This is a genomic window from Solirubrobacter soli DSM 22325 (assembly GCF_000423665.1).
In the GTDB taxonomy this organism is placed as follows: domain Bacteria; phylum Actinomycetota; class Thermoleophilia; order Solirubrobacterales; family Solirubrobacteraceae; genus Solirubrobacter; species Solirubrobacter soli.
Genome location: NZ_KE384074.1, coordinates 333,649 through 342,502, shown reverse-complemented (window position 1 = coordinate 342,502; position 8,854 = coordinate 333,649). Strand labels below are relative to the sequence as shown.

The window sequence follows — 8,854 nt, the reverse complement described above, 5'->3', positions numbered from 1 at the left end:
CTTTGCCGTCGTGGCCGAGGAGGTGCGCAAGCTCGCCGAGGAGTCCCAGTCGGCGGCCAGTCAGATCTCGTCGCTGATCGGCGAGATCCAGGCCGAGACCCAGAACGTCGTCACCGTCGTCGAGGAAGGCAATCAGCGCACCGCCGACGGTGTCGCCACCGTCGAGCAGACCCGGGAGGCCTTTGAGGCCATCGGCACCGCGGTCGCCGACGTCACCGACCGCGTCAGCGCGATCGCGACGGCCGTGCACCAGATCAGCGCCGAGGCCACCCGCGCCGAGTCCGACATCACCGAGGTCGCGGCGGTCGCCGAGCAGTCCTCCGCCTCGGCCGAGGAGGTCTCGGCCTCCACGCAACAGACCAGCGCCTCCACCCAGGAGATCGCCGCCTCAGCCCAAGAGCTCGCCGCCACCGTGGAGAAACTCGACAGCGTCGTCAGCCGCTTCAAGCTGGCCCTCTGAGACCGCAGTCGCCGGAGGCAACGAGCCGAGCACCGCATGCGGTGGCGCTCAGGAGCGATAGGTCACGGCGTCCGCCAGGACGAGCGCGAGCGCGGCCGCGGCGAACGCAGCGATGCTGATGATGCCGTGGCGAAAGGCCAGGGCGTAATCGCCGTGCGATGACGCGAGCTGGTTGTAGAAGATGCTGCCGGTGATCGCGATGCCGGCGGCTGAGCCGATTCGCTGACCGGTCTGGAGCAGGCCGCCGGCACTTCCGGCGCGCTCGACCGGGACCCGGGAGAGCGTCAGGGTCAGGTTGGGCGAGATCACGAGCCCGCCGCCGAGACCGGCGATCAGCAGCGGCAGCGCCATCCACACGGCGACGTCGTCCCCGGGATGGGCCCCGACGGCCAGCCAGACGCCGGCCATCCCGACCAGGAACGTTGCCAGGCCGAAGGCCACGAGCTTCGGGCCGCGGCGCAGCACCTGGCGGCTGCCCGCGGAGGCGACGAGCGCGCCGCCGATGGCGAATGGCGTGGCGGACAGGCCCGACTTCCACGCCGGGTAGCCGAGCCCAAGCTGCAGGTACTGGGTGAGGATGAAGAACACCGCGATGAACCCTCCGAAGTACAGGAGGCCCACCGGCGCGCCGAGCACGTAGGAGCGGATCCGGAACAGCTCGAGCGACACGAGCGGCTCGTGTGTCCGGGCGAAGCGGCGCTCGTGCAGCACCCACACAAGCAGCAGGACGACACCCAGCGGCAACAGGGCGACGCGGAACGGGCTGTGCCAGGCGCGCTGCTCGATGAACGGGACGAGGATGGACACGACCGCGGCGCCCAGCAGGACCACGCCGAGCGGGTCGAGCGACTGGGGCTGACGCTCGGCCGTGGTCGGCGCCGGCAGGTAGCGGCGAGCGGACAGGAGGATCGCGGCGCCGATCGGCAGATTGACGAAGAAGACCGCCCGCCAGCCGTCATGAACGCCGAACAGCTCGATCAATGCGCCGCCGACCAGCGGGCCGACAGCGGTCGACACGGCGATCACCGAGCCGAAGAGGCCGAACGCCTTGCCGCGCTCCTCGCCCCGGAACAGACTCTGGATGAGGCCCGAGATCTGCGGGCTGATCAGGCCGCCGGCGAACCCCTGGACGAGTCGCATCGACACGAGCCACAGCGTCGTGGGCGCCAACGCGGACGCCACGCTCGCGACGACGAAGAGCGCCACGCCGGCCATGAACACGGGCCTGCGGCCGTGCGCGTCGCCGAAGCGGCCCGCCGGCACGAGCATCAGCCCCAGTGCGAGCGCGTAGCCCGCGACGATCCACTGCAACGCGTGCTGCTGCGCGTGCAGGCTCTGCTCGATGCTCGGCAACGCGACGTTGACGATCGAGACGTCCAGGAGGGTCATGAACCCCGCGGCCAGGACGACCGCAAGCGCCTTCCAGCGGCGTGGATCGGGGCGATTCACGTCACGGTCCGGCGGGCGACCAGGGACTGCGGCGGCCGCTGACGATGGCTCCTCGATATGGGTCGTCGCGGTGGTCATGGCGGATCTCCTGTCGGGCAGTCTCGTTGTTCGTACAACGAGATATGGTCCCTTCGACCACCCTGCCTCGCACCCGTCGGATGCCCTGGTCCGCACTCCTCGGTGCCGGAATGAGGGTCCGCGACGGCGGTGACGGCTACAGCGCCGCGTCGACCAGGGCGCCCGCGGCCGCACGGGCCGCGATGCCCGGGGCGGCGCTGTGATCCAGCTGTGCGCCCACCATCGAGCCGTCGTAGAGCAGCACCAGCTGGTCGGACAGCGCGCGCGGATCCTTCGCTCCGGCCTCGCGGCCGAGGCCGCTGAACAGCTCGCGCACCCATGCCCGGTGGGCGTCGCGCACCTCCTCCACGGCCGCGCTCGCGGACGCCTCGGCGCTCGCGTTGATGAACGGGCAGCCGTTGTAGCCGGGAGCCTCGAACCACTCGGTCAACAGCTCGAAGACGCCGAGGATGCGGTCGCGCGGCGTGTCCCAGCGCGAGGGGAGGACCTCGGCGACGAGCGCCTGCCAGCGGTCGCTGCGACGCTGGAGGTAGGCGCGGACGAGCTCCTCCTTGGACCCGAACGTGGTGTAGAGCGAGGCGCGCGCGACGTCGGCCTGTTTGAGGACGCGATCGACGCCGACCGTGCACACGCCCTCGGAGTAGAAGAGCTCGTCTGCGGCCTCGAGGAGGCGATCGCGGGGAGCGGGGCGGTCGGTCACAACACCCAGTGTAGACCGATCGGTCTATCTGCTACGGTCCATCTATAGACCGACCGTTCTATCTAGGAGAGTTCATGGAACTCCAGGGCAAGACCGCGCTCGTCACAGGCGCCACGTCAGGTATCGGCCGCGCGACGGCGCTGGAGCTCGCCCGCGACGGGGCGACCGTGATCGTCTCCGGCCGCGACGCGAGCCGCGGCGCCGAGACCGTCGCGGCGATCGAGGCGGAGGGCGGCCGCGCGCGGTTCGTCGCCGCCGACCTCGGCGACCTCGACTCGGTGGGCAACCTCGCCGCCGAGGCCGCCGAGGCCGACATCCTCGTCAACAACGCCGGGATCTTCGACTTCGTCCCGACGACTGACCAGGCCGTCGAGACGTTCGAAGCGCTCTTCGACGTCAACGTGCGCGGCACGTTCTTCCTGACCGCCGCGCTCGCGCCCAGGATGGCCGCGCGCGGGTCCGGCAGCATCGTCAACGTCACGACGATGGCCGCCGAGTTCGGCATGCCGGGAGCGGCCGCCTACGGCGCCTCCAAGGCCGCCGTCGTCGGGCTCACCCGAACCTGGGCGGCCGAGTTCGCGGCCCAGAACATCCGTGTCAACGCCGTCTCGCCCGGGCCGACCACGACCGAGGGAACGACCGCGATCATGGGCGCCGACGGCATAGGCAGCGTCAGCTCGACGGTCCCGCTCCAGCGCGCCGCCGATCCGGCCGAGATCGCCCGCGTCATCGCGTTCGCCGCCTCACCGCGGGCGAGCTACATGACCGGCGCGATCCTCGCCACCGACGGCGGCCGCACCGCTGTCTGAGCACACGGCCGTCGCACGTCCGAAGTTCACCCGGGTGAAATCGCGCCGGGTCGGTTCCACGGGTGCCGATCGACCGGAGGACCGATCCCGCGATCCGAACTGGACATGAAACGCTTCCCGATCCTCCTCAAGCTCACGGCCGGCTTCGGCGTGCTCATCATCTTGCTCGCCGTCGGGAGCCTCGTCGCGCAGCGCGGGATGACCGAGATGACGCGCCGAAACGACCGAATCGTTCAGCAGACGACGCCGACGCAGCTGACCGCCGCCGATGTCCGCTTCAACCTGGCCGACATGTACGGCTTCCAGACGGCGTACGTGCTCGGCAACCACGCCGAGCAACGCAAGCTCTTCGAGGCGTCTCGCGCAGGCTTGGGCGAGACGCTGAAGAAGCTCGGGACCCAGGTCAGCACGAAGGAGGAGCGTGCCCAGCTCGAGACGCTCAACGCGGCGGTCGCGGACTTCATGAAGCTCGACGAGCGCGCGTGGGAGCTGACCCGGGCGGCGGGCGACGCGCGCAGCGAAGGCGCGATCGAGATCACGCTCAATGGCGAGCTCGAGCCCTACGGTCGCGCCCTCGATTCCGCGTCCAAGCTGCGCGAGGCGGCGATCGCCGACCAGAAGGCGGCCGGGTCGGCGTTCAAGAAGAGCCACGACGACGCGAGGACGCTGCTGTTGCTGATCGGCGCCCTGTCACTCCTGATCGCCGCGGCGGTCGCGTTCCTGCTGGCACGCAACCTCGTCGTGCGGATGAAGGCCATCCTGGGCGCGGCCGAGGCGATCGCCGAGGGCGACCTCGATCACCCGCTGGATGTGCGTGGACGTGACGAGCTCGGCGACACCGCGCGCGCGTTCGAGCGGATGAGGGACTCGCTTCGCGGGATCGCCGGTGACGCCGGCCGCGTGGCCGCCGGCGACCTCACGGTCCAGGTGCAGCCGAAATCCGGGCGCGACCAGTTGGGCAACGCGTTCGCGACGATGGTGGCCAACCTGCGCGAGCTGGTGGGCAAGGTCGATTCCGTGGCCGGGTCGTTGTCGGCCTCCTCGCACGAGATGGCATCGACGTCCGACGAGGCCGGCCGCGCGGTCGGCGAGATCGCCCAGGCGGTCGGCGACGTCGCGCAGGGCTCCGAGCAGCAGGTGCGCGTCGTGGCCAGCGCGCGGGCCGCGTCGGAGGTGATGGCAGCCGCCGTCGAAGAGTCCGCCGCCAACGCCCGCGAGACGACCGCGGCCGCCGAGCGGACGCGTGAGACCGCGCAACAGGGCGTCGAGGCCGCGGCTCAAGCGGGCGAGGCGATGAACGCCGTGCGCGCCTCGGCGGAGTCGATCGCCACCGCGATCCAGGCGCTGGCCGCCAAGTCCGAGCAGATCGGCGGAATCGTGTCGACGATCACCGGCATCGCCGAGCAGACCAACCTGCTGGCCTTGAATGCCGCGATCGAGGCCGCCCGCGCCGGGGAGCAGGGCAAGGGCTTCGCCGTCGTCGCCGAGGAGGTCCGCAAGCTCGCCGAGGAGAGCCAGCAGGCGGCCGCGTCGATCGAGACGCTCGTGCACGAGATCGGCAGCGACACCGCCCACGCCGTCGCCGTCGTCGAGGACGGTGCGCAGCGCACGCGCGACGGCGCCGCCGTCGTCGAGCGCACCGGCGACGCATTCGAGCTGATCGGCCGCTCCATCGACGACATGACCGAGCGTGTCGACCGGATCGTGGTCGCCGTGCGCAACATCTCCGAGGGCTCCGCGGAGATGCAGGCGACCATCGCAGAGGTCGAAGCCGTCGCCGAGCGTTCGTCCGCCAGCGCGGAGCAGGTGTCGGCCTCGACGCAGGAGACGTCGGCCTCGGCGGAGGAGATCGCCGCCTCGGCGCAGCAACTCGCGGGCACCGCGGGCGAGCTCGAACGACTCGTCAGTCGCTTCACGGTCAAGTAGGGAGCCCGGGCTCCTGCCGACGGGTCGGTGCGGCACGCAGGACGCCGCGGATGGTGCGCTTGAGTCCTTCCGGAGTGAACGGCTTCTCGATGAACGGCACGTCGTGGGGGAGGCCGCGGCGAACGAGCTCGGCATTGCTGTAGCCCGACGTGAAGAGCACCCCGATCGCTGGGCGGTGCTCGCGGATGCGCTCGGCGAGCTCGGGGCCGCTCATGCCGGGCATGATCATGTCGGTCACGATCAGGTCGATCGCGACCGGGTGGCGTTGCGCGAGCTCGAGCGCGTCGGCCGGGGTCGCGGCGCTCAGCACGGTGTATCCGTCCTCTTCGAGCACCAGCTGGATCAGCGTGCGGATGGCCCGGTCGTCCTCGGCGATCAGGATCGTCTCGCTGCCACCTTCGTCGGCCTGTCGGACCGCCGCATCGCGATCGGGCGGCGCGGCGGCGCCGGTGGGCGCGCTGCGCGGGAGGTGAATCCGGAAGGTGCTCCCGTGCCCGGGCTCGGAGTAGACCGAGAGCGCGCCGTCGTTCTGCGTGACGATGCCATAGGCCACGGCGAGCCCGAGTCCGCTCCCGGCGCCGATCGGCTTCGTCGTGAAGAACGGCTCGAAGATGCGCTGCTGGGTCGCGGCGTCCATCCCGTGGCCGGTGTCGGTCACGGCGATCACGACCAGCGGGCCAGGTTCGAGGTCCAAGCGGGCGCGCGCGGAATCGGCGTCGATCGATGCCGTGGCGATCGTGAGTCGCCCGCCGCCGGGCATGGCGTCGCGCGCATTGACCGCGAGGTTGACGATCACCTGCTCCAGCTGGCCGCGGTTGGCGACCACCGTGCCGGCCGTGGGCTCGAGCGCGAGCTCGAGGCTGACATCGTCGCCCAGCAGCCGGTGCAGCATCGGCGCCAGTCCTTCGATGACCTCGTTGGGCTCGATCGCCTCGCGCTCGAGGACCTGGTGGCGGCTGAACGTCAGCAGCTGCCGGGTGAGGGCGTTGGCCCGCTCGGCGGCGACGCGGATCTCGGCGGTCGCCGTCTGCGCCGGGTGCTCCGCGCCGATGGTCGTCGCGACGACGTCGCTGAAGCCGAGGATCGCCGTGAGGACGTTGTTGAAATCGTGCGCGATGCCGCCGGCGAGCCGGCCGACGGCCTCCATCTTCTGCGACTGCACGAGCTGCTGCTCGAGCCGGTGGCGCTCGCTGACGTCCTCGACCAGCGCGAGGGAGTACAACGGCCGCCCTTCGATGTCGCGGACGAGCGACGCGGTGACACGGGCATGCAACATGCTGCCGTCTCGTCGCACGTAGGTGTGCTCGAACTCCAGGTCCTGGTCACCGGCGGCGAACGACTCGCGGTAGCGACGCCGGTGCGCCTCGAACTCCGCGGGGTCGCTGAGTTCGGCGTAGTCGGACCCGATCAGCTCGTCGGGCTGGTACCCGAGCATCGCCGCGTAGGCGCGGTTGCACTCCACCACGCGCCCGTCACCGTCGCGCGCGACGATCCCGACCCGCGTCGAGTTGAACATCGCGCGCAGCCGCTGCTCGCTCAGCGTCCGCGCCGCGATCGCGTCCTGCGCGGTGCGGTAGAGCTGGGCGGCGTCGATGGCGACCGCGACGCGTGGCGCGAGCTGCTCGAGGAACTCGCGGTCTTCCTCCGTGTAGGCGGCCGCGCCCGGGACGGTGCGCGTGATGCTCACCAGCCCGATCACGCGGGCACGGGCGCGGAGCGGCGCCATGATGTTGCTGAACGCCCGCAGCACCACCAGATCGTCGTGCTCGGGGCCGACGATGTCGCGGACGTCGCCCGGCATCGTCGGCGAGAAGTGCGTGGCATCGCGGCGGATCACGTCACCAAGCTGGTTCCCCTCGATGTGGAACCGCTGGTGACGGATGCCGACGCGTTCGCCGAGCGACCGCTGAACGGGATCGCGGATGGCCTGTGCGACGCAGTCGAGCCATTGGCCGTCGTCGGAGAGCAGGTAGATCGAGCACGTGTCGCCGATCGCGTCCGAGATCTGCTGGGCAGCCAGCTCGAGCGCGCGGTCGAGGTCGTCGACGCTCGCGTTGAGCGTCAGCGACACGTCGGCGAGCAACTGGGCTCGCCGCTCGCTTCGCCGAAAGCGCTCGACGATCTCTTCGAGGGGCTCGGTCATGCAGACTCGAGCCTACGCCGTGCCAGATTCCGGCCGCCCGCGGGCTTGACCAGCCAAATGCTGGCTGTAAGGTCGCGGACGGGAATGCGATCAAGTACAACCACCCGGGCGGTTCGGTGGAGATCACCGTCGGCAGGGGCGCGGGCGAGCGCGTACGTGTGAGCGTCGCCGACACGGGCCGCGGGATCTACCCGGCCGATCTGGACCGCGCGTTCGTCGCGTTCGAACGTCTCGACGCGGGAGCGTCGGGAATCGAGGGCAGCGGGCTCGGACTCGCGCTCTCGCGCAACCTGGTGGAGGCCATGGATGGCGCGATCGGCGCCGCGAGCGCGCCGGGGTCGGCAGCACGTTCTGGATCGAGCTCGCGGCCGGCGAGACGGTGGTCCTCGAGGTGATCGTGCTCGACCTGCACCTCCCCGACATCGGCGGCGACGAGGTGCTCGCCCGACATGACCGGCGAGGAGGTCACGATCGCGCTGCAGGCGGACCCGGTGACCCGCGCCATCCCGATCATCGTGCTCAGTGGTCAGGCGGACCCCGCAGCCCGGAGCCGTGCGCTGGCGCACGGCGCCGCCACCTACGTGTCCAAGCCGTTCGACATCACGGAGTTCGTCGCCGTCGCGGAACAGTTGCTAGGGACTGGTCGATCGATCCAGTAACTTTGCGTTATGACCGCGCCCACCATTTCACCTACCTCATCCAGTAATGGACAGCGTCCTGCGGGGGAAACCTCGGAGGCACGCATCGCGAAGGCTCTCGCTCATCCGTTGCGCGCGCGTATCTTGCAGCGGCTCGGTGAGCGTGTGGCCAGTCCCGGGGACCTCGCGGTGGAGCTGGGCGCTCCGCTGGGGGTTGTCTCCTATCACGTGCGGATGTTGCGCGACTACGACTGTGTCGAGCTTGTCCGGACGGAGCCGCGCCGTGGCGCGTTGCAGCATTTCTATAAGGCGACGGCTCGCCCGAACCTGGATGAGGGGCAGTGGCGCACGCTCCCGTCGGGGTTGCGGCGTGAGTTGGCGGGCGAGACGATCGCCGATCTGGTCGCCGATCTCGGCACGGCGGCCGATGCGGGCAAGCTCGACGATCCGGACGTGGTGCTCTCGCGGACGCCGTTGGAGCTGGACGAGAAGGCGTTTCGCAAGTTGAACAAGTTGATGGCCAAGACGCTGGATCAGGCGTTGGCGATCGCGGCTGAGAGCGCCGGCCGCAATGAGGGTTCGGACGACTCGGTGTTCCCGACCGAACTGGGCCTGCTGCACTTCAAGCGCGCCGACGGGTGACAGCTGTCA

The 8,854-nt window shown here is 70.4% G+C and carries 9 protein-coding genes; 6 read left to right on the top strand and 3 right to left on the bottom strand.

Translation table 11 applies throughout. The annotated features are described in order from the left end of the window. Window positions 1-460, top strand: a 460-nt coding sequence (locus G569_RS0144135) for a methyl-accepting chemotaxis protein (RefSeq protein WP_028068146.1), incomplete at its 5' end; no start/stop codon positions are given. A 48-nt stretch (window positions 461-508) separates the two neighbouring features. Here the strand turns inward: G569_RS0144135 and G569_RS56875 are convergent. Further along, a complete protein-coding gene (locus tag G569_RS56875) occupies window positions 509-1,909 on the bottom strand; it encodes an MFS transporter (RefSeq protein WP_053227899.1) in 1,401 nt (466 codons plus the stop codon). A 214-nt stretch (window positions 1,910-2,123) separates the two neighbouring features. Then, window positions 2,124-2,687: a TetR/AcrR family transcriptional regulator gene (locus G569_RS0144125; RefSeq protein WP_037503557.1), complete on the bottom strand. Its 564-nt coding sequence runs from the start codon at window positions 2,685-2,687 to the stop codon at window positions 2,124-2,126. 74 nt (window positions 2,688-2,761) lie between these two features. On the opposite strand from G569_RS0144125, the gene G569_RS0144120 reads away from it, so the two are divergent. Both G569_RS0144120 and G569_RS64370 read left to right on the top strand, forming a co-directional pair. Further along, window positions 2,762-3,496 (top strand): SDR family NAD(P)-dependent oxidoreductase, encoded by a 735-nt coding sequence (locus G569_RS0144120; RefSeq protein ID WP_028068144.1) that lies wholly within the window; start codon window positions 2,762-2,764, stop codon window positions 3,494-3,496. Window positions 3,497-3,601: 105 nt separating this feature from the next. Beyond that, complete coding sequence (locus G569_RS64370) at window positions 3,602-5,422, top strand: methyl-accepting chemotaxis protein (protein ID WP_053227898.1); 1,821 nt, start codon at window positions 3,602-3,604, stop codon at window positions 5,420-5,422. Here G569_RS64370 and G569_RS56865 read toward each other — a convergent pair. Further along, window positions 5,415-7,565, bottom strand: coding sequence for a PAS domain S-box protein (locus G569_RS56865; RefSeq protein ID WP_053227897.1), 2,151 nt, complete (start codon window positions 7,563-7,565; stop codon window positions 5,415-5,417). The two genes, G569_RS64370 and G569_RS56865, sit on opposite strands and share 8 nt — an antisense overlap. 26 nt (window positions 7,566-7,591) lie before the next feature. Here G569_RS56865 and G569_RS0144105 point away from each other — a divergent pair, with 26 nt between their 5' ends. Genes G569_RS0144105 through G569_RS0144095 form a run of 3 tightly spaced genes read left to right on the top strand, consistent with a single transcriptional unit; the run spans window position 7,592 to window position 8,845 of the window. Then, window positions 7,592-7,960 carry a sensor histidine kinase gene (locus tag G569_RS0144105; protein ID WP_084286378.1) on the top strand — a complete coding sequence of 123 codons (369 nt, stop codon included), beginning with the start codon at window positions 7,592-7,594 and terminating at the stop codon, window positions 7,958-7,960. A 54-nt stretch (window positions 7,961-8,014) separates the two neighbouring features. Next, window positions 8,015-8,224, top strand: coding sequence for a response regulator (locus G569_RS56860; protein ID WP_053227896.1), 210 nt, complete (start codon window positions 8,015-8,017; stop codon window positions 8,222-8,224). Window positions 8,225-8,233: 9 nt separating this feature from the next. Then, on the top strand, window positions 8,234-8,845 hold the full coding sequence (locus G569_RS0144095) for an ArsR/SmtB family transcription factor (RefSeq protein ID WP_084286377.1): 612 nt from the start codon (window positions 8,234-8,236) through the stop codon (window positions 8,843-8,845). Window positions 8,846-8,854: the final 9 nt, after the last annotated feature.

Coding starts and splice junctions, on each gene's coding strand:
- G569_RS0144120 (WP_028068144.1), top strand. CDS start 2,762: ATGGAACTCCAGGGCAAGACCGCGCTCGTCACAGGCGCCACGTCAGGT.
- G569_RS64370 (WP_053227898.1), top strand. CDS start 3,602: ATGAAACGCTTCCCGATCCTCCTCAAGCTCACGGCCGGCTTCGGCGTG.
- G569_RS56865 (WP_053227897.1), bottom strand. CDS start 7,565: ATGACCGAGCCCCTCGAAGAGATCGTCGAGCGCTTTCGGCGAAGCGAG.
- G569_RS56860 (WP_053227896.1), top strand. CDS start 8,015: ATGACCGGCGAGGAGGTCACGATCGCGCTGCAGGCGGACCCGGTGACC.
- G569_RS0144095 (WP_084286377.1), top strand. CDS start 8,234: ATGACCGCGCCCACCATTTCACCTACCTCATCCAGTAATGGACAGCGT.